The sequence below is a fragment of the Sphingorhabdus wooponensis genome, assembly GCF_003933235.1.
GTDB classification, from domain to species: Bacteria; Pseudomonadota; Alphaproteobacteria; order Sphingomonadales; family Sphingomonadaceae; genus Sphingorhabdus_B; species Sphingorhabdus_B wooponensis.
In genome coordinates this window covers 154,017-172,336 of the sequence record NZ_RWJI01000002.1, presented here as the reverse complement: position 1 = coordinate 172,336, position 18,320 = coordinate 154,017, and the positions used below count along the sequence as shown (strand labels likewise).

20 protein-coding genes are annotated in these 18,320 nt (G+C 55.3%); 10 read left to right on the top strand and 10 right to left on the bottom strand.

Features of this window, described 5'->3' with window-relative positions:
- Positions 1 to 178 precede the first annotated feature (178 nt).
- From D7D48_RS09030 to purL, 4 genes are all read left to right on the top strand, one after another.
- A complete protein-coding gene (locus D7D48_RS09030; RefSeq protein ID WP_125231093.1) occupies positions 179 to 1,339 on the top strand; it encodes an acyl-CoA dehydrogenase family protein in 1,161 nt (386 codons plus the stop codon).
- A gap of 2 nt (positions 1,340 to 1,341) precedes the next feature.
- A complete protein-coding gene (locus D7D48_RS09025; RefSeq protein ID WP_125231092.1) occupies positions 1,342 to 2,478 on the top strand; it encodes an acyl-CoA dehydrogenase family protein in 1,137 nt (378 codons plus the stop codon).
- Between the two features lie 13 nt (positions 2,479 to 2,491).
- Positions 2,492 to 3,286 (top strand): SDR family NAD(P)-dependent oxidoreductase, encoded by a 795-nt coding sequence (locus D7D48_RS09020; protein WP_125231091.1) that lies wholly within the window; start codon positions 2,492 to 2,494, stop codon positions 3,284 to 3,286.
- 327 nt (positions 3,287 to 3,613) lie between these two features.
- Positions 3,614 to 5,812, top strand: a complete 2,199-nt coding sequence (gene purL, locus D7D48_RS09015) for a phosphoribosylformylglycinamidine synthase subunit PurL (RefSeq protein ID WP_125231090.1) — start codon at positions 3,614 to 3,616, stop codon at positions 5,810 to 5,812.
- Positions 5,813 to 5,856: 44 nt separating this feature from the next.
- Here the strand turns inward: purL and D7D48_RS09010 are convergent, their stop codons facing one another.
- Positions 5,857 to 6,645: a Coq4 family protein gene (locus D7D48_RS09010; RefSeq protein ID WP_125231089.1), complete on the bottom strand. Its 789-nt coding sequence runs from the start codon at positions 6,643 to 6,645 to the stop codon at positions 5,857 to 5,859.
- Between the two features lie 129 nt (positions 6,646 to 6,774).
- Here D7D48_RS09010 and D7D48_RS09005 point away from each other — a divergent pair, with 129 nt between their 5' ends.
- The 3 genes from D7D48_RS09005 to bfr all read left to right on the top strand — a co-directional run bounded on the left by D7D48_RS09005 (position 6,775) and on the right by bfr (position 8,810).
- Positions 6,775 to 8,004, top strand: coding sequence for a DUF418 domain-containing protein (locus tag D7D48_RS09005; RefSeq protein WP_185739833.1), 1,230 nt, complete (start codon positions 6,775 to 6,777; stop codon positions 8,002 to 8,004).
- A gap of 54 nt (positions 8,005 to 8,058) precedes the next feature.
- Positions 8,059 to 8,229 carry a (2Fe-2S)-binding protein gene (locus tag D7D48_RS09000; protein ID WP_125231087.1) on the top strand — a complete coding sequence of 57 codons (171 nt, stop codon included), beginning with the start codon at positions 8,059 to 8,061 and terminating at the stop codon, positions 8,227 to 8,229.
- A 101-nt stretch (positions 8,230 to 8,330) separates the two neighbouring features.
- Positions 8,331 to 8,810 carry a bacterioferritin gene (gene bfr / locus D7D48_RS08995; protein ID WP_125231086.1) on the top strand — a complete coding sequence of 160 codons (480 nt, stop codon included), beginning with the start codon at positions 8,331 to 8,333 and terminating at the stop codon, positions 8,808 to 8,810.
- A gap of 18 nt (positions 8,811 to 8,828) precedes the next feature.
- On the opposite strand, the gene der is transcribed toward bfr, so the two are convergent.
- From der to panB, 4 genes are all read right to left on the bottom strand, one after another.
- Positions 8,829 to 10,232 carry a ribosome biogenesis GTPase Der gene (gene der / locus D7D48_RS08990; protein WP_125231085.1) on the bottom strand — a complete coding sequence of 468 codons (1,404 nt, stop codon included), beginning with the start codon at positions 10,230 to 10,232 and terminating at the stop codon, positions 8,829 to 8,831.
- A 22-nt stretch (positions 10,233 to 10,254) separates the two neighbouring features.
- Positions 10,255 to 11,604 carry an outer membrane protein assembly factor BamB family protein gene (locus D7D48_RS08985; protein WP_185739832.1) on the bottom strand — a complete coding sequence of 450 codons (1,350 nt, stop codon included), beginning with the start codon at positions 11,602 to 11,604 and terminating at the stop codon, positions 10,255 to 10,257.
- Entirely contained in the window at positions 11,601 to 12,365 is a 765-nt protein-coding gene (locus D7D48_RS08980) for a tetratricopeptide repeat protein (RefSeq protein ID WP_245964420.1), read from the bottom strand. The genes D7D48_RS08985 and D7D48_RS08980 overlap by 4 nt, the downstream gene beginning before the upstream one ends.
- A 77-nt stretch (positions 12,366 to 12,442) precedes the next feature.
- Positions 12,443 to 13,309, bottom strand: coding sequence for a 3-methyl-2-oxobutanoate hydroxymethyltransferase (gene panB / locus D7D48_RS08975; protein WP_125231084.1), 867 nt, complete (start codon positions 13,307 to 13,309; stop codon positions 12,443 to 12,445).
- A 122-nt stretch (positions 13,310 to 13,431) separates the two neighbouring features.
- On the opposite strand from panB, the gene D7D48_RS08970 reads away from it, so the two are divergent.
- On the top strand, positions 13,432 to 13,857 hold the full coding sequence (locus D7D48_RS08970) for a hypothetical protein (RefSeq protein WP_245964419.1): 426 nt from the start codon (positions 13,432 to 13,434) through the stop codon (positions 13,855 to 13,857).
- A gap of 3 nt (positions 13,858 to 13,860) precedes the next feature.
- Positions 13,861 to 14,076 (top strand): helix-turn-helix transcriptional regulator, encoded by a 216-nt coding sequence (locus tag D7D48_RS08965; protein ID WP_125231083.1) that lies wholly within the window; start codon positions 13,861 to 13,863, stop codon positions 14,074 to 14,076.
- A 10-nt stretch (positions 14,077 to 14,086) separates the two neighbouring features.
- On the opposite strand, the gene D7D48_RS08960 is transcribed toward D7D48_RS08965, so the two are convergent.
- The 4 genes from D7D48_RS08960 to guaA are packed head-to-tail and all read right to left on the bottom strand — an operon-like array spanning position 14,087 to position 17,362.
- Positions 14,087 to 15,157 (bottom strand): glycerophosphodiester phosphodiesterase, encoded by a 1,071-nt coding sequence (locus D7D48_RS08960; RefSeq protein WP_125231082.1) that lies wholly within the window; start codon positions 15,155 to 15,157, stop codon positions 14,087 to 14,089.
- A 25-nt stretch (positions 15,158 to 15,182) separates the two neighbouring features.
- Positions 15,183 to 15,536: an arsenate reductase gene (locus D7D48_RS08955; RefSeq protein WP_125231081.1), complete on the bottom strand. Its 354-nt coding sequence runs from the start codon at positions 15,534 to 15,536 to the stop codon at positions 15,183 to 15,185.
- A 28-nt stretch (positions 15,537 to 15,564) separates the two neighbouring features.
- Positions 15,565 to 15,774, bottom strand: a complete 210-nt coding sequence (locus D7D48_RS08950; RefSeq protein WP_125231080.1) for a DUF2805 domain-containing protein — start codon at positions 15,772 to 15,774, stop codon at positions 15,565 to 15,567.
- 13 nt (positions 15,775 to 15,787) lie between these two features.
- Positions 15,788 to 17,362, bottom strand: a complete 1,575-nt coding sequence (guaA, locus tag D7D48_RS08945; protein WP_125231079.1) for a glutamine-hydrolyzing GMP synthase — start codon at positions 17,360 to 17,362, stop codon at positions 15,788 to 15,790.
- 72 nt (positions 17,363 to 17,434) lie between these two features.
- On the opposite strand from guaA, the gene D7D48_RS08940 reads away from it, so the two are divergent.
- Positions 17,435 to 17,959 (top strand): TetR family transcriptional regulator, encoded by a 525-nt coding sequence (locus D7D48_RS08940; protein WP_185739831.1) that lies wholly within the window; start codon positions 17,435 to 17,437, stop codon positions 17,957 to 17,959.
- Here the strand turns inward: D7D48_RS08940 and D7D48_RS08935 are convergent.
- A complete protein-coding gene (locus tag D7D48_RS08935) occupies positions 17,956 to 18,306 on the bottom strand; it encodes a hypothetical protein (protein WP_125231077.1) in 351 nt (116 codons plus the stop codon). The two genes, D7D48_RS08940 and D7D48_RS08935, sit on opposite strands and share 4 nt — an antisense overlap.
- Positions 18,307 to 18,320: the final 14 nt, after the last annotated feature.

The window sequence follows — 18,320 nt, the reverse complement described above, 5'->3', positions numbered from 1 at the left end:
TTTTACGGCGAATCGCACGATGTTTCTCTCCTCTATCCTGCGCTTATGCTAGGCGCGTAGCCCAGCCTGTCAATCGAGATGCAAATGACGTTACGGCATGCATCGCTCACCGATAAAGACTTGCGTTTCGGCGCGTGACCGCCCAAAAATTCATCAAGCAATTAAACAGGAGAGCGTCATGTCTGAGCTTGAAACATTCCGCGCCGAGGCGCGCGCCTGGCTGGAGGAAAACTGCCCCGCCGAAATGCGCACACCGGCCAAAGGTGACGAAGACGTCTGCTGGGGCGGACGCAATTTTGTGTTTCAATCCGAAGCGCAAAAACTGTGGCTCGAACGCTGCGTGGCGAAGGGCTACACGGTACCCGATTGGCCCAAAGCTTATGGTGGCGCTGGCCTTTCCCCGCAGGAAACCAAAGTCCTGCGTCAGGAAATGGCGAAGCTCGGTTGTCGCTCGCCGCTGAACAGCTTTGGCATCTGGATGCTTGGCCCGGCGTTACTGAAATTCGGCACGGAAGAACAAAAAGTGCATTATATGGGCCAGATCGCCCGCGGCGAAATCCGCTGGTGTCAGGGCTATTCCGAACCGGGATCGGGCAGCGATCTTGTGTCGATGCAGACCTTTGGTGAAGATAAGGGCGACCATTGGGTCGTCAATGGTCAGAAAATTTGGACTTCTTATGCTGACAAGGCGGACTGGATTTTCTGCTTGGTCCGCACTGACAAAACGAACAAATATCAAGGCATCAGCTTCTTGTTGTTCGACATGGAAACACCCGGTGTTTCGACCAAGCCTATTAAGCTGATTTCCGGAAATTCACCCTTCTGCGAAACCTTCTTCGACAATGTTGTCGTGCCAAAGCATCAGATTGTCGGCGAAGTAAATCGCGGCTGGGATGTGGCGAAATATTTGCTTGGCCATGAACGCGAGATGATTTCCGGCATGGGCGGTGATGGCGGCGTGACCTCGATCGGTGCGGCGATGAAGGCGACTTTATCGCAAGAGCCTGTGCTGCGCGCGCAGATGGCGTTGTTCGATGTCGATAATTTAACCTTCCGTGCCCATGGCGAACGTTTCATGGATGAATGGAAAACCGGCAAGGCGCACCCCGCTTATTCCAACCTGATGAAATATGTTGGGACCGAGCTGAACAAAAAACGCAATGAACTGGTCATGTCGATTGGTGGTTCTCAAGCGCTTGAGTGGGAAAGCGAACGTAGCAATGGCGGGTCTAAAGCGCGCAATTGGCTGCGTACCAAGGCGAACTCGATTGAGGGCGGTACCAGCGAAGTGATGCTGAACGTTGTGTCAAAACGCATTCTCGAAATGCCGGGAGCTTAATCATGGCAATGACCTTAACCGATGACCAGAATATGCTGCGCGACACCGCGCGGGATTTTATGGCGAGTGAAGCGCCCGTCACCCATTTCCGCAAGTTCCGCGACATGGGCTGCAAAGACGGTTTCAGCCATGGCTTGTGGAAGCAATTCGCCGAAATGGGCTTTACCGGCATCCTTATTCCTGAGGCCGATGGTGGCATGGGCATGGGCCAGATTGAGGCTGGTATTGTGCTTGAAGAAATTGGCCGCAACCTCTCACCTTCGCCTTTTCTGACCACGTCGGTGGCGGCGGTTGAGGCGTTGAAGCTGGCGGATAAGGCGATGCGTGACCGCTGGTTCCCCGGTATATTGGCCGGCGAAACCGTCATTGGCATCGCGATTGAAGAAGGTGTCAAGCACCGGCCCGAGAAGATTGCCTGCGTTGCGGAACGCAGTGGCAATGGCTTTAAACTCACAGGCCAAAAGCAATTTGTCGTGCAGGGCGTGTCATCGGACATGCTCATTGTCGCGGCGCGTACTGCGGGCGTTGCAGGCGAAACCGATGGCCTGACCTTGTTCGCGGTGGACAAGGACGCGGCTGGCCTCTCGATGGAAGCGGCACGCCTTGTCGATTCTGCAGTCGCCGCACATGTAAAGCTGGATGGTGTTCAGGTGGATGCCGACGCTGTGATTGGCGAAGTCGATGGCGGTTGGGCGGTACTGTCCAAGATGCTTGACGCCGGACGGGTGGGCGCCGCGGCCGAAATGGTTGGCGTTGGCACGGGCGCGATGTACATGACTTTCGAATATCTCAAGACGCGCAAGCAATTTGACCGCGTCATTGGCGAATTTCAGGCGCTTCAACACCGCGCCGCGCATCTCTACGGCGAAATGGAAGGCGCGCGTTCGATTGTGCTGAAGGCGCAATCCTTAATGGACGAAGGCCATGCCAAGGCCGAACTTTATGTCGCTGCGGCCAAGGCGAAGGCCGGACTTGCCTGTAATCTTTCGGTGCGCGAAGGCGTACAAATGCATGGCGGTATTGGCATGACCGATGAATATGACATCGGCCTCTATATGAAGCGCGACCGCAGCCTGAATGAATTTTTCGGCGATGCTTATTATCACGCAGACCGCGTGGCGACGATGAACGGTTATTAAAAGGAAACCGCAAATGGACATTCAAACCTTATTCAACCTCAATGGCCGCGTGGCATTGGTCACCGGTGGATCGCGCGGCATCGGCAAGATGATCGTCGAAGGCTATCTTAAGGCTGGCGCAGCACGCGTGTATATCAGCGCGCGCAAGGTCGACCAGATTGAGGAAACAGTTGCTGAATTCGGCAGTCAGGTCATCGGTCTACCGTGTGACCTTTCGACCGTGGAGGGTTGCCTGTCACTCGCCGAACAAATTGCGGCGCGTGAGGAAAAGGTCGACATTCTCGTGAACAATGCGGGCGCAGCATGGGGGGCGGATTTCGGTCAATTCCCTGAAGCTGGGTGGGACCGGGTTATGGATCTGAATGTCAAATCTTTGTTCTTTTTGACACAAGCCTTGCACCCGCAGTTGAAGGCAGCTGCAAGTTTTGATCGTCCCGGTAAGGTCATTAACATTGCATCGATTGATGGCCTGCGCATCAACCCATGGCAAACCTATAGCTATCAGGCATCGAAAGCTGCCGTCATCCATTTGACGCGCCGTCTGGCCGCTGAGCTGGCCAAGGACAATATCCTTGTGTCGGGTATTGCGCCGGGCGCATTTCAGTCGGACATGAACAAAGTTGCGCGCGACCATGCTGAGGCTGTGGGGAAGAATATTCCATTCCCACGAATCGGAACGCCGGAGGATATGGCGGGTCTTGCAATCTTCCTCGCCGCACGCGCGGGCGATTATATTGTGGGCGAAACCATCGCTTGCGACGGCGGTATCGTTAATGCGTCGCTGCCGGGTAATGGTATCGCGCCTTAATTGCGCATTTTGGTATGATTTGGGAACGCAATTAACGCGTTTCCAACAAGAATAGGGTTAGTTGCAAAACATGCAACCAACCCTATTCTTTTCGCAATTGCAGCAAAATCATCCAAGTCCTATTTGCATCTCAACGGCAAGCGATTGCCGAACGCACATTGACTGGGCGGCTCTCTCCTCCTCTCTCCCTCGCCCCCGGACAATTTTTACGGCCTCCATGCACTGCGTGGGGGCCGTATCGTTTTGGGCGCATGTGATTGGTCATTTTGCGCTTACGCACACCTAAACAGGCTGGATAAACACAATCGGTCTCGCTAAGGCCGTTTTATGTCCGAAATCACGCCCCAAATCGTCGCCGACCATGGTCTAAATGAAGAAGAATATGCGCGCATCTTGCACGCCATGGGGCGCGAACCCAACATGGTCGAGCTTGGCATATTCTCGGTGATGTGGTCGGAGCATTGCTCTTATAAATCCTCACGCATCCATTTGAAGAAATTGCCGACTGAAGCCCCTTGGGTCATTTGCGGGCCTGGCGAAAATGCGGGCGTTATCGACATTGGCGATGGTCCAAATGGCACCAAACTTGCCGCTATCTTTAAGATGGAATCGCATAATCACCCGTCCTACATCGAACCTTATCAAGGCGCGGCAACGGGCGTAGGCGGTATATTGCGCGACGTGTTCACCATGGGTGCGCGGCCCGTAGCCAATATGAACGCGCTGCGTTTCGGGCGACCTGACCATCCCAAGATGAAGCATCTGGTGCAGGGTGTCGTTGCCGGCATTGGCGGCTATGGCAATTGTGTTGGCGTGCCGACCGTTGGTGGTGAGACCAATTTCCATCCCGCCTATGATGGCAATATCCTAGTAAACGCCATGACCGTGGGTGTCGCCGACCAAGATAAGATTTTTTATTCTGCGGCTACGGGGCTTGGCAACCCCATTGTATATGTCGGGTCAAAGACGGGCCGCGACGGTATTCATGGCGCAACGATGGCATCGGCCGATTTCGGCGCGGATATTGAAGAGAAGCGCCCCACGGTGCAAGTGGGCGACCCCTTCACGGAAAAGCTGCTGATTGAGGCATGTCTTGAACTGATGGCGTCGGACGCAATTGTGGCGATTCAGGATATGGGCGCCGCGGGTCTGACCAGCTCCAGCGTCGAAATGGCGACCAATGGCAAGGCGGGTATCATCCTCGACATGGACAAGGTGCCGTGCCGCGAGGAAGGCATGACGCCCTATGAAATGATGCTGTCCGAAAGCCAAGAGCGTATGCTCATGGTGCTCAAGCCCGGTCGTGAAGAATTTGCCAAGGCAATTTTCGACAAATGGGAGCTGGATTTCGCGGTCATCGGCGAAGTCACCGACACGGGTCATATGGTTCTAATGTGGAAAGGCGAAGTCGTTTGCGACATCCCGCTTGGACCATTGGCAGAAGACGCGCCTTTGTATGATCGTCCCGCCGCATCTAAGGACGAATATAAAGCATGGGCCAAGGTGCAGCCGCTGAATGACATTCCCGCCAGCCATGATCTTGGCGCGGATTTGCTAAAGCTTATGGCTAGCCCTGACCTTGCGAGCCGCGCATGGATTTGGCAGCAATATGATAGCCAAGTCGGTGGCGACACCGCGCAGCTTTCGGGCGGGGACGCCGCCGTGGTGCGCATCCACGGCACCAACCGAGCACTCGCGATGAGCACCGATTGCACGCCCCGTTATTGCTATGCCGACCCTTATGAAGGCGGCAAGCAAGCGGTCGCCGAAACCTATCGCAACATCAGTGCCGTTGGCGCAACGCCGCTGGCAATCACCAACTGCCTGAACTTCGCCAACCCGCAGCGGCCCGAAATTATGGCGCAGATTGTTGGCTGTTTGGAGGGCATGGGCGATGCCTGCCGCGCGCTCGATTACCCGATCGTGTCGGGCAATGTGTCGCTCTATAATGAAAGTAAGGCCACAGGTGGCGGCAGCGCAATTTTACCAACGCCCGCGATTGGCGGCGTCGGCGTGCTGGAAGATGTCAGTAAAATGGCGACCATCGGGTTCAAAAATGAAGGCGATGGCATTTTCGTCATTGGAGATAACAATGGCCATCTTGGCCAATCCTTATGGCTGCGCGAATTGCAGGGCCGCGAAGACGGCGCGCCGCCGCCTGTTGATCTCGCTAAGGAACGTGCACATGCAGAATTCATCCGTCAACTAATCCAAGACGGTAAGGTGAACGCTGTGCACGACGTTTCCGATGGCGGCTTGCTGGTTGCGCTCACTGAAATGGCGCTTGCCAGCGGTCGCGGCTGCGTGCTCGCAGAAATCGGCGATGCCTTTACGGCTTTTGGTGAAGATCAGGCGCGCTATGTTGTTACCAGCGCGCATGCCAATCACATTCAGGCGGCTGGCATTCCCATGACACGCATCGGTACCGTAAGCGGTGACGCTGTTGCTGGTCCGGGCTTTTCCGTAGCCGTCGCGGAATTACGCGCGGCGCATGAAAGCTTCTTCAAGGACTGGATGGAAAGCTAAGGGTAAGCCCCCGCCGCAGGCGACGAAGGCTTTAAACCTTGCTCTTACGCCGCCGCAGCCAGCAAATTATACGGGTCAATACCGTCTGACCGCATCGCGGCGTGGGCCGCATGATAGGTCGTCGGTGTTGTTATCCCTAAACGCTTGCGTGCATCCTCCAGCGGCTCGCGCAACAAGGCGCTGATATCTTCATGCACGAGATTTTTCGCGGCCTTACCAATGCGGAACCCTTCATGTACGGCGCCCATGATGGGGGCAGAAGGGGCAACGCGGCGTTTCAATTCGATGCCGCCCGCATAGGCAATAAAGCCAACGCCCAGATTGCGATGCTGCGCAAAGGTGAACGCCAGCACACATTGTTCACCCAAAGCGTCGCGGCCATAGCCAGTCAATATATGGTGCAAGTCATGCGTGTCGCGCAGCCGGTCGCCATAACGGTCAATGCCATCTTCAAAGCGCATACCGGCCGTGGTGAATTTGGCATATTCGGCCTCAAGCCCCGCGGCAGACAAGCCCTCGCGCTCCATAAATTCGACATAGGCACGGCCCACAGTCCCCGCGGGCAATTGCTTCAGCGTGGCGTGGTCATCGAGAATATCTATCAACCGCTCATCGGCCGTCAGCAGCCTTTGTCCCTTATCACTGTTCCAAAAGCGTTGGGCAATGTTGCGGAATTTGCGACCACGCAGCGCGGCGATGATGTGAAACACCTGCTCGGTGTCCTCTTTATCCGCGATCAGCGCCTTAAAATGGCGCCACGCCTTGAGCGGACGAAACTCGCTGCCCGGACGATCAGGATGATGGAAAGGTATATTTGCATGCGACGCGGCCATGATGGAACTCCAGCGAATCTTACCTATTGAGAATTATGGCTTACCTACATTGGTGTCAATAACAAAAGCATAATCCACTAGACCGGCACGCGCAGGAGCTGTATTAACATGACAATACAGGGGGCAATTATGCAAAGTTTGGAACAACGGCACATCAGTTTGGACGCCATGCGCGGCTTTGCGGTGATGGGTATATTGGCGATGAACATCATCGGCTTTGCAATGCCCGAATGGGCTTATGTGACCCCTGCGGCTTATGGCACGGACACCTTAGCGGACAAAATGGCCTGGGCATTTTCGTTCGTCTTTATTGACGGCAAAATGCGCGGTTTGTTCTCGTTGCTATTCGGAGCGAGCATGATGCTCATCATCGACCGTGCCGAGGCAAAGGGAGAAAGCGCTGCGCAAGTCCATTATCGCCGGATGGCCTGGCTCGCGCTGTTTGGTCTCGCACATTATTTCTTCATCTGGTTTGGGGATATCTTATTCCTCTATGCGATTATCGGTATGATCGCGTTTCGTTTCCGTAATTGGTCACCGGAGCGGTTAATCAAGGTCGCTTTAATCATTTTTGCGGTTGGGCTGACGCTCTGGGGTTTGCAATTTGGCGGGCTTCAACTCTTTCAATATTTCGCAACCCAGCCGGATGCGAACGCAGATATGGCCCGCCAGTTTCGCGCGCTGCTGGCGAGTGCGGATCTTGCGTTTAACATTGCGCCGGACCTTGCGTTGCACCGGGGCAGCTATGTCGCGATTACAATGGACAAGATCAACGAGTGGAGCACGCCGCTGATCTTGGTGGTTCAGTCGGCGAGCGAGACTTTACCGCTGATGATGATCGGCATGGCAATGCAGAAAAGCGGATTCATGACAGGTGCATGGGATGCGCCGGATTACCAACGCTGGGTGAAGCGGATGCTGCCAGTCGGCTTGCTGCTCACGCTGGTCTTAGCGGTTTGGATGGTCGCTGTGGACTTTGACCAGATTACTGCGCTGGCGGTTTTTTACTTTTGGGGCGGAGTTCCGCGCATGATGCTGACGATTGGCTATGCCGCACTCTTGATCCTGCTCATTGGTCGTTATCATTCCTACCCGATGTTATCGCGCGTTGCTGCTGCGGGCCGTGCCGCCTTTAGCAACTATCTCGGCACGAGCATCGTCATGACCACAATTTTTTATGGCTATGGCTTTGGCCTGTTTGGCGACTTTGGCCGTGCCGGACTGTGGCCATTTGTGCTGGTCGCATGGGCGATCATGCTGCTTTGGTCAAAGCCATGGCTGATGCAATTTCATTACGGCCCGTTGGAATATCTTTGGCGGAGCCTGGCGCGCGGGAAAATACAAGCCATGCGTCGTTAATGCTATTGCAATCAGTTCTCATTAACGATAATGCAAAGCCATAGGAGTTGATCCATGGTCGTTTGCATCTGTAATGCAATCAAGGAAAAAGACCTTCGCGCTGCGGTGCGTTGTGCTTCGGAGCGTCCGAATGATGTCTATGCCCGCCTTGGGCGCAAGCCAAAATGCGGCCAGTGCCTTTCGTTCGCGCGAAACATTATCAACGGAACAGCTGCAACCGCTTAGCAATAGCGCACTGAAAAAATCAGCTTTTCCGCCGTTTTTCTGCCTTCACGCCCATCTATTCACGCGCTAATATATGCGCACCTAATCTAAAGGACATGGCTATGAAGGGTGATGCAAAAGTCATCGAATTTTTGAACGAGGCGCTCAAGAACGAACTGACTGCCGTCAATCAATATTGGTTGCATTACCGCATGCTCGATAATTGGGGTGTGTCGCGTCTGGCAGATTTTGAACGGCACGAATCAATTGACGAGATGAAGCATGCCGACAAATTGTCGGAACGCATCCTGTTTCTGGATGGCTTGCCCAATTTCCAATTGCTTGGCCGTCTGCGCATTGGCGAGACCGTTGAGGAAATCCTGAAAGCTGACCTTGAGCTGGAATATGAAGCATTGCCTCTGCTCAAGGATGCAATTGCGTATAGCGAAAGCGTCCGCGACTATGTCAGCCGCGACCTGTTCGCATCCATATTGGAAAGCGAAGAAGAGCATGTCGATATGCTGGAAAAGCAGTTCGACCTGATTGCGCGCATGGGCATAGAAAACTACATCCAGCTGCAGTCCAAACCTATTGAGGACTGATATCGCGCTGGGTAATCCCTAATTATTGTCGGCAAACGGATTCTTTGACGACCGGAAGTTGATCCGCACGGGTACGGCGCCAAAATCGAGATCGCGGCGTATGCCGTTGAGCAAATAGCGCGCATAGCTGGCGGGTAACTCGTCGGTACGGTTGCCAAAAATGACAAAGGTCGGCGGACGGTTCCGCGCTTGGGTCATGTAGCGCAGCTTAATCCGCTTACCGCCAGGGGCCGGTGGCGGATTTGCCGAAATAGCGGCTTCGAACCAGCGGTTGAGAATGCCCGTTGGCACACGCTTGTTCCAAGCTTCACGTGCATCGAACGCGGCGGAAATCATCTGGTCAAGGCCCTTGCCCGTCAATGCCGAGACAGCGATCATCGGAACGCCCTTCAACTGCGACAGGCCTTCTTCCAACGCGGCACGAATGCCTTTGAACAGCCCGCTGCCATCAACCGCGACATCCCATTTGTTGATCGCGATAATCAGCGCGCGGCCCTCTTGAATGACATGGTCGGCAATTTTTAGATCCTGCACTTCCAAACCCTTAGTCGCATCCAGCAGCAGGACGACAACTTCGGCAAAATCGATCGCATGGCGTGCGTCGGCGACCGATAGTTTTTCCAACTTGTCCTGCACCTTGGCGCGTTTGCGCATCCCGGCGGTATCAATCAACCGCACGCGGCGATCGGTCAGCAGGGGCGGGATATTGCCTTCTTCATCGGGCTCGCCTTGCTTGGGACTTGGGTCTGTCCAGATCCAGTCCACCGAAATACTGTCGCGGGTAATGCCGGCTTCAGGACCGGTAATCAGGCGGTTTTCACCCAATAATTTGTTAATCAACGTCGATTTACCGGCATTTGGCCGTCCAACAATCGCTAGCTTCAATATTGCGTCGGGCGCTTCGGGGTCGGGCACTTCAAACGCGCCGCCGTCAATATGCGGCAGCAGCGATTGAAACAGATCGGCCATGCCTTCGCCATGTTCGCCGCTGATGGCGATAGGGTCACCAAAGCCAAGCGCATAGCTTTCCAATATGCCATTATCGCCTTGCTTGCCTTCGGCCTTATTGACCGCAAGCACGACCGGTGTCGCGCTGCTGCGCAGCCAACGGGCAATTTCCTCGTCAAGCGGGGTCACGCCAACGCGGCCATCAATCAGGAAAAGGGCGACTTGCGCCCCTGCAATTGCCGCCTCTGTTTGCATCCGCATTCTGCCGGGCAGAGTGTCTGGATCTTCATCCTCATAGCCTGCCGTGTCGACAATGGTGAATTCAAGGTCGAACAAACGACCTTCACCTTCACGGCGATCACGCGTGACACCCGGCGTGTCATCGACCAGCGCGAGTTTCTTGCCAACCAGCCGGTTGAACAAAGTAGACTTGCCGACATTAGGCCGACCAATAATGGCTACCGTCGGCAACATGCCGGCATTCTCCTATAGGGCCTTAGCCGCGAAACGCGGAAATGCGGCCAGAATCATCCAGAATATATAAGATATTATTTGCGACAATTGGCGCAAGCGACACATCGGATTTGACATCGGCAACCTCAGTCGCGGTGCCATCTTCCGGTGCCACCGTCCAGATTGCCCCTTGTGAATTGACAACAATCAAGCGACCGCCCGCAAGTATGGGACCATACCAGCTGATGGGGCCCTTTTTCTTCTTTGCATTATCGTAACGTTGTAGCTTCGAAATCCAGCGGATTTTGCCACTGGACCGCGCAACGCTCAGCAACTGTGCTTCGTCGGTCATCACGAACACCCATTCGCCGGCCGTCACGGGTGTCGAAATACCCGCAATGTTGATTTCCCAAATGCGCTGGCCCGTCACTAGTTCATAGGACGCCATGCGTCCGCCTTTGCCCAATGCGAAGACACGGCCACGGTCGATGACAGGGTCAGCATCAATATCAGTCAGCGTCGACACCGATGTCGACATCGCGGTACGCGACAAGGTGTCATTCCACAGGCTGCGGCCATTTTCATACCGATAGGCGGCCAACTCACCACTGGAATAGCCCGCAATGACCGTGCCTTGCGCCGCGGCAGGGGCGCCAACGCCGAATATACCCGATGCTGCTACAGGGCCGGCTTCCTTCCATTGTGGCTCACCATCGCTTTGGCGCAGCGCGTAAATTTGGTTGTCCTGCGTCATCACATATAGATTGCCGTTGGACAATGTCGGGGCGCCGCGCAATGGTCCGGCTGGACGCTTTTTCCATACAAGCGCGCCAGTGTCCGCGGCAAGCGACACGACATCGCCGACGCCATTGGTGGCGTACACATTGCTGCTGGTGGCACTCACGCCGCCGCCATAACGGGATGGTTTGCCATCACTGTCAACTTCAAGCGCGTTCGACCAGATTTGTGCGCCCGTGTTTGCATCAAATGCTGTAACGCGCGCCGTGGTGTCGACGACATAGACTCGGCCATCGCTCATCACAGGGCTTGCGGCCAGGCGTGCGCGCGGGTTGGCGCCAGTTACATCTGCGGTCCAAATGCGCGTTAGCTTTTGACCCAGCGCGACATGGCCGGGTGATTTTGACGCATTGCCGCCGGGCTGTGCCCATGCTTCGTTCATCATAGCTGGCGGTAAGGTGACGGCTACATCCGCCAAGGACGCATCGACTTGAGTATCACGCTCTGTGCCCAAGATGCTGACGCGGGCGCCCACGGTTGGCGTGTTGTTCTTCTTACCAGCATCACCGCGCACGCCGTCAAGAACGGCGCAGCCACCGAGCGAAGTTGTCACGGCGAGTGCCAGAAGCAATTTGGATAGGGTCTTCAAAGTCACTCTCCTTTGGCGGCGCTAGCGCCAGCCTTCGATGCCGCATTACGGCTTGCGTCAAGCTGAACGGTATCGATGCCAAGCGCACCTGCCATCTGCTGTGCACGGCTGCGCAGGGTCGGCGGCGCATCTTCCTGCTTTGCGATCTGTGCAAAAATGGGGCCAGCCAAATTGTCCTTACCCATTTTCATATAAGCCAAGGCTGTCAATTCGCCTGCGCTGCCGAAATAAGGGTGGCCAGCTGTGGCCAAGGGTTTCAACCGGTCAATAACTTGCTGCGGCGGGATGGAATCAAACTCCGCACTCACTTGACGGATCAGCGCCAGATCACGGAATGTTTGTGGTAGGCTGTCGTCGCCTGCGACCTTACCATATAAAGCAATAGCCTTTTTGGTTTCGCCATCTTCACCGAGCAGATTGGCTTCAACCAGTTGCGCCATCGCGCGATATCCAGGTTGATCTGCTTGTGCCAGCTTTGCCAATTTGGCGCGTGCCTCTTTTTCTTGGCCCGCGCGCAATTTGTCCATTGCGTCGACAAATTCTTCGCTTTGCAAGTCAGCGGCGGCCTGCACTTGGTTGTGATAGATGATCCAGCCACCAAAGGCCAAAAGCCCAGCCACCACCGCCGCCAATAGCCAGCGGCCATAACGTGTCCATAAACTGCTGAGATCACTTGCGCGGACGGCATCGTCCACCTCACGCAAAAATGCCTCGTCACTGCCACTCCGGTCTTTATCCGCGGGCTTTTCAGTCGGTGTCAAAGCCAAAAGGGCCTCCGAATTTGTTTAGTCAAAATTGGTTAGTGCTGTCCTTAGCCCGACTCGGCCCGATAGGCCAGCCTGCTTTATACAGGCTGATACAGTTGATCTGGTCCGGGGAAGCTGCGGTCACGGACACCCGCGGCGTACGCGCGAACCGCTTCTTCGACGCCAACACCCATCTCACCGAATTTTTTGACGAATTTCGGCACGCGGTCAAACAGGCCCAGCATATCTTCGGCGACCAGCACTTGGCCGTCGCATTGCGCGGACGCACCAATACCGATGGTTGGGCAGGCGACTTTTTGCGTGATCTCGATGGCGATATGTTCCAGCACGCCCTCAATCACCATCGCAAATGCGCCTGCGTCGGACATGGCAATCGCGTCATCGACGATGGATTTGGCTTCTTCCGGGCTTTTGCCGCGCACGCCATAGCCGCCCAATATGTTCACTGCCTGCGGGGTCAACCCGACATGCGCCATAACTGGAATACCGCGGGAGGTTAGAAATTCGACCGTGGGCGCGAGCACTTTGCCGCCCTCTAGCTTCACCGCTGCCGCACCGGTTTCTTTCAACAGCCGCGATGCGTTGACAAATGCCTGCTCTGGCGAGGCTTCGTAAGACCCAAAGGGCATATCGACGATGACGGCGGCGTGATAGCTGCCGCGCACAACCGCTGCGCCATGCGCCGCCATCATTTCCATCGTCACCGCAACAGTGTGCGGCAGGCCGTAAATCACTTGCCCCAGCGAATCACCGACCAGCAGCATGTCGCAATGCGGGTCCATCAACTGCGCCATGCGGACGGTATAGGCCGTCAGCATGACCAGCGGTTCCTTACCCTTTTGCTGCCGGATGCGCGGCACCGTTAGGCGCTTCATCGGCGACGGCGTTGGGTTCGCACGGCTGGTGGATGTGTCGAAAGTGAGCGTTTTGGGATGCGTAGACATAGCGCAAGGGCTTAGCCGCTAAACGCCTTGGGCAAAAGAAAGAACGGCAAGATGTTTGATTTTGTTGACTCAATGTTAAAAATATATAACATTAAGTACGAATCACATAACATGGAGATGTCATGATGTCCTTTCGTGAGAAAATTCATTGGGTGGCTTTTCTAAGCCTCATATTGGGCTTTGGCTGGTATTTCATGTCTTACCCTTGGGCCGTCGCAAACACGCGCGGCGGTATGTTGACCGCAGTCTGGATGCTTATTCCAACGACAATCATTTTTCTGGTGCCGATGGTGGCCGGGACTGTTTGGTTTACAATCCGCACACCAAAAGAGGCAAATCTCAAGGAAGATGAGCGCGAAAAAACGATTCATCTGAAGGGAACCCATGCGGCGTATTACCCGTTGGTCCTTGGAATATGGGCCAATATCTTTGCCCTCATTAATGGCCTAAGCTACGGTTGGTCGGTCAATATTTTGATGGCGACGTTGGTTTTGGCAGAACTGATACGTGTCGGATCGCAGCTATATCTTTACCGGCGCGGTTATTGATCAATGGCGCAGGCACCCTTTACCAATGACATTAAAACCTTACGCTTTTTGGCGGGCGAAATGACACAAGGCGATTTGGGCGACAAGGTCGGCGTCACGCGCCAGACCATTGCCGCCATTGAGCAGGGCAAATACTCTCCCTCGCTGGAGGTAGCCTTTCGGATTGCCCATGTCTTTGGCAAGCCATTGGAGGAGGTATTCCGCTGGCAGGCCGACTGAGGCGCGCGTCTTAATGTGACCGCGCCGCCACTGCCTCTGTGACATTGTCGCTGAAAATGCCGTCAATGCCGGTGGCCAAGAAGGCTTTAATCTCTGTGTCCAAGTCGCCGACCTCACGCGGATCAACGCCGGATTTCTGCGCGAGGGGCAAGAAGTAATTTTCGCGGCGAAATGTCCAAGGGTGGACCGCAAGGCCGACTTTATGTGCGTCGGCGACAAGGGACGTCGGATCGCCCAAATTGCCCAGCACAGTGCGCGGGATGATGAGCGCCTTATTGGGGCCAATGCCATCGGCATAAGTTGCAATAGTCTTCAGACCTTGCGCGCTTGCCATTTGCGGATAGGTCAGGTCGCTGCGGTCGGCGGGGCTGCCTTTCGCATCCATCAACTGGATCAGGCGCAATTGTGTCTTGGACCGCAAAGCTTTTAAATTTTCGACCTCGAAGGACTGGATGAACACCGGCGCTTTTTTGTCGACATGGCCATATTGGGTCAGCGCCGCCAGCAATGCGCCCTCGTGCGGCAAGCCAATTGCGGTGAAATAGCTGGGATGCTTGGTTTCAGGATAGACGCCTATCGTCCGACCCGTCGTCTTGCTTGCCTCTTTGGCCAGCGCGAGTATCTCGTCAAAGGTCGGTATCTCAAATTGCCCGTCATAGGCCATGTTGGCCTTACGCAATTGCGGCAGACGCTCTTTCGCGCGAAGCGTCTTCAATTCGGCGAGGGTAAAGTCTTCGGTAAACCAGCCCGTCATTTTCTGGCCATCGATGATTTTGGTTACCTTGCGGTCTGCAAATTCCGCCTTGTCCGCAACGTCGGTGGTTTCCGAAATCTCATTCTCATGACGCGCGACCAAAACGCCATCCTTGGTGAGCACCAAGTCCGGTTCAATATAATCGGCGCCCTGTTCAATCGCGAGGCGGTAGCTGGCCAGCGTGTGTTCGGGCCGCTCGCCACTCGCGCCACGATGGGCGATGACAATGACTTTGCCTTCAAGCGGTTGTTCCATGGCGTGGCTTTCCGATGCAAAACAGGCGGACAAAATGAATGGGACGATTAAGAGGGGGCGCAAAATTTTCATAATGCCTCTTTGCCCCCGCGACGTTTCAATTCTGCGACAGTAAAGCGTCCCATTCGGGTTCTTTAAACCCGACGAGCAAAGCCTTGCCGCCCTCAACCACGGGCCGTTTGATCATCGACGGGTTGGCGACCATCAACGCAATCGCCTTGGCCAAGTCAATATCGGCCTTGTCGGCATCGGGCAGCTTCTTAAACGTGGTGCCTGCCTTGTTGAGCAGCTTCTCCCAGCCCACAACATCACTCCATCGTTCCAAGTCCGCTGCGGTAACGCCGGCCTTTTTATAATCGTGGAAATGATAGCCAAGGCTGCGCGCCTCAAGATAATTGCGTGCTTTTTTGACGGTGTCGCAATTGGGAATGCCGTAAAGGGTTAGGGTCATATGATTGGTCCGTTATGTGCCATGAATATCATTTATAATGCGCGCGCCGGTCGCCGAAATCACGGACACGCTTGCGCCATGCGCGATAGCTTCCAGGTTTTAATTCGGTGCGCATGAGGACTTTAACCTCGTCGGGCGTGACCCCGTGCTGCGCCGAAATTTGGGCGAAGCTGACATGGTCGGACAGCGCCATTTCGACGATCTCGCTTATCTGCGCGGGTGAAAGCGGGCTAGGCATTTCGGTTGAACGCCTACTCCCACTCAATCGTTCCGGGTGGTTTCGACGTATAATCATACACCACGCGGTTGATGCCCTTCACCTCATTGATGATGCGCGTAGAGACACGGCTTAGGAACGCGCTTTCGAACGGATAAATGTCCGCCGTCATGCCATCGGTGGAGGTCACTGCGCGCAAGGCGCAGACATTGTCATAGGTGCGTCCATCGCCCATCACGCCCACGGTGCGGACGGGCAGGAGAACCGCAAAGGCTTGCCAAATCGCGTCATATAGACCCGCATTGCGGATTTCTTCGAGATAGACCGCGTCCGCCTTGCGCAAAACGTCGCAACGTTCCTTGGTCACTTCGCCCGGAATGCGGATCGCAAGGCCAGGGCCGGGGAAGGGGTGACGGCCGACAAATTGATCATTCAGGCCAAGCTCACGGCCCAGAACGCGGACTTCATCCTTGAACAATTCGCGCAATGGTTCGACCAACTGCATATTCATTCGCGCGGGCAAGCCGCCGACATTATGGTGGCTTTTGATCGTGACCGATGGCCCGCCGGTGAAGCTCACGCTTTCGATCACATCGGGGTAGAGCGTGCCTTGCGCCAAGAAATCCGCGCCGCCGATTTTCTTCGCTTCTTCTTCAAAGACGTTGATGAATTCCGCACCGATAAACTTGCGCTTCTTTTCTGGGTCCGTGACGCCGGATAGTCCCGCCATAAAGCGTTCTTCGGCGTCTACAACAACAAGCGGTATATTATAATGGTCACGGAACAGCGTTTCGACCTGTGCGCGTTCGTTCATGCGCAGCAAGCCATGGTCGACAAACACGCATGTGAGTTGATCGCCAATGGCTTCATGAATCAGGATTGCAGCGACCGAGCTATCGACGCCGCCCGAAAGACCGCAAATGACGCGGCCGGAGCCGACCTGCGCGCGGATCTCGGCGATTTTCGTCGCGCGGAATTCTGCCATCGTCCAATCGCCGGCCAACCCGCATACCTTATGCACAAAGTTGGAGATCAGCTTTGCCCCATCGGGGGTGTGCACGACTTCTGGGTGGAATTGAATGCCATAATATTGCCGCGCTTCGTCGGCGATAAAGGCATAAGGCGCGCCATCGCTGGTGGCGACAACTTCAAAGCCCGGGGCAAGGCTGGTCACCTTGTCGCCATGGCTCATCCATACCTGATGCTTTTCGTCTGTCTGCCAAAGGCCGTCGAATAAGGCGCAGGGTTTTTCGACCTCAATAAACGCACGGCCAAATTCGCCGCCATCACCTTCGCTAACATGGCCGCCGAGCTGCATCATCATCGTTTGCTGGCCATAGCAAATGCCAAGGATAGGCAGACCGCTATCGAACACGATTTGCGGCGCGCGTGGCGATCCGGCCTGCGTGGTCGACGCTGGACCGCCGGACAAGATGATGCCCTTTGGCTGCATCCGCGCGAACGCGGCCTCGGCATTATTGAATGGGGCGATTTCGGAATAGACCCCCGCCTCGCGCACGCGGCGGGCGATAAGCTGGGTGACTTGCGATCCGAAATCGATGATCAGGATGGAGTCCGAAGGTTCGCTATGTGTTTTGGATTCTGGCATGCCCAGCCGATAGAGATACTGGCGCACGCTGTCCAGTTGCCACCTTTGTCTTTGACGCGCTATGCTGTGTGCGTGAGCAAAAACGACTCCCGCCGCGCGGAGATTATCCAGCGATTGACCGATTATGTCCTAACAGAGGGATTGTCGGCGGCGAGCCTGCGTCCATTGGCCAAGGCGGCGGGCATTAGCGACCGGATGCTCCTCTATTATTTTACCGACAAGGCGGAGATTATCACCGCGGTGCTAGAGCAAATCTCGGCGCGGCTGGTGGGGCTGATGTCCGAACGGGCCGCGTCTGTGCCATTGCCGTTAGAAGATCTGCGCCGCCAACTATCCGCGCTTTTGTTTGAGGACGCGTTATGGCCGTATATGCGCATCTGGCTGCAGGTCGCGGCGCGTGCGGCGATGGGCGATGCCTTTTATCGCAGCGTCGGCGAACAGATTGGCCGTGGTTTTCTGGACTGGGGCAAAATGCAGTTAAAGGCAGAGAGCGCAGCACAATTGGAAGTCGATGCCGCGCGCCTGCTGGTCAGCATGGAAGGCATGCTGTTTCTAAAAAGCATTGGCCTGGATGATGTAAACGCGAAAGCGCTTTAACGCCGGTTTTCGGCCCGTGCTTTGCCCAATAAAATGGCGGCGCTGTCGCCTTTATTTCGGATGCTTTCGATGAGCAGATAGGCCGCCAGAAACGGTGCGCCCAAGTTGAAGGCCGCAAATCCCAAGATTATCCCGCCAACCGAAAATGCATGCCGCCATGCGACCCAGACGCCGGACATGATAAGGAAACCCAAAAAGTCGAGGTTAAACTGCCCGTTCCATGTCATATCCGCAATGTCGCCGAAAAATATGGGATATAGCCCCACGCCATGGTTCGCGACCACAATGCCGGTGTAGACACCGATAACGGCAATGATGGTGACGAGAAATATACGGAACAAAGTCATAGTTCGGCTCCTAA

Bases quoted from the DNA above. Each gene is read 5' to 3' on its own strand.
- D7D48_RS09030 (WP_125231093.1), top strand. From the start codon at position 179: ATGTCTGAGCTTGAAACATTCCGCGCCGAGGCGCGCGCCTGGCTGGAG.
- D7D48_RS09025 (WP_125231092.1), top strand. From the start codon at position 1,342: ATGGCAATGACCTTAACCGATGACCAGAATATGCTGCGCGACACCGCG.
- D7D48_RS09020 (WP_125231091.1), top strand. From the start codon at position 2,492: ATGGACATTCAAACCTTATTCAACCTCAATGGCCGCGTGGCATTGGTC.
- purL (WP_125231090.1), top strand. From the start codon at position 3,614: ATGTCCGAAATCACGCCCCAAATCGTCGCCGACCATGGTCTAAATGAA.
- D7D48_RS09010 (WP_125231089.1), bottom strand. From the start codon at position 6,645: ATGGCCGCGTCGCATGCAAATATACCTTTCCATCATCCTGATCGTCCG.
- D7D48_RS09005 (WP_185739833.1), top strand. From the start codon at position 6,775: ATGCAAAGTTTGGAACAACGGCACATCAGTTTGGACGCCATGCGCGGC.
- D7D48_RS09000 (WP_125231087.1), top strand. From the start codon at position 8,059: ATGGTCGTTTGCATCTGTAATGCAATCAAGGAAAAAGACCTTCGCGCT.
- bfr (WP_125231086.1), top strand. From the start codon at position 8,331: ATGAAGGGTGATGCAAAAGTCATCGAATTTTTGAACGAGGCGCTCAAG.
- der (WP_125231085.1), bottom strand. From the start codon at position 10,232: ATGTTGCCGACGGTAGCCATTATTGGTCGGCCTAATGTCGGCAAGTCT.
- panB (WP_125231084.1), bottom strand. From the start codon at position 13,309: ATGTCTACGCATCCCAAAACGCTCACTTTCGACACATCCACCAGCCGT.
- D7D48_RS08970 (WP_245964419.1), top strand. From the start codon at position 13,432: ATGATGTCCTTTCGTGAGAAAATTCATTGGGTGGCTTTTCTAAGCCTC.
- D7D48_RS08965 (WP_125231083.1), top strand. From the start codon at position 13,861: ATGGCGCAGGCACCCTTTACCAATGACATTAAAACCTTACGCTTTTTG.
- D7D48_RS08960 (WP_125231082.1), bottom strand. From the start codon at position 15,157: ATGAAAATTTTGCGCCCCCTCTTAATCGTCCCATTCATTTTGTCCGCC.
- D7D48_RS08955 (WP_125231081.1), bottom strand. From the start codon at position 15,536: ATGACCCTAACCCTTTACGGCATTCCCAATTGCGACACCGTCAAAAAA.
- D7D48_RS08950 (WP_125231080.1), bottom strand. From the start codon at position 15,774: ATGCCTAGCCCGCTTTCACCCGCGCAGATAAGCGAGATCGTCGAAATG.
- guaA (WP_125231079.1), bottom strand. From the start codon at position 17,362: ATGCCAGAATCCAAAACACATAGCGAACCTTCGGACTCCATCCTGATC.
- D7D48_RS08935 (WP_125231077.1), bottom strand. From the start codon at position 18,306: ATGACTTTGTTCCGTATATTTCTCGTCACCATCATTGCCGTTATCGGT.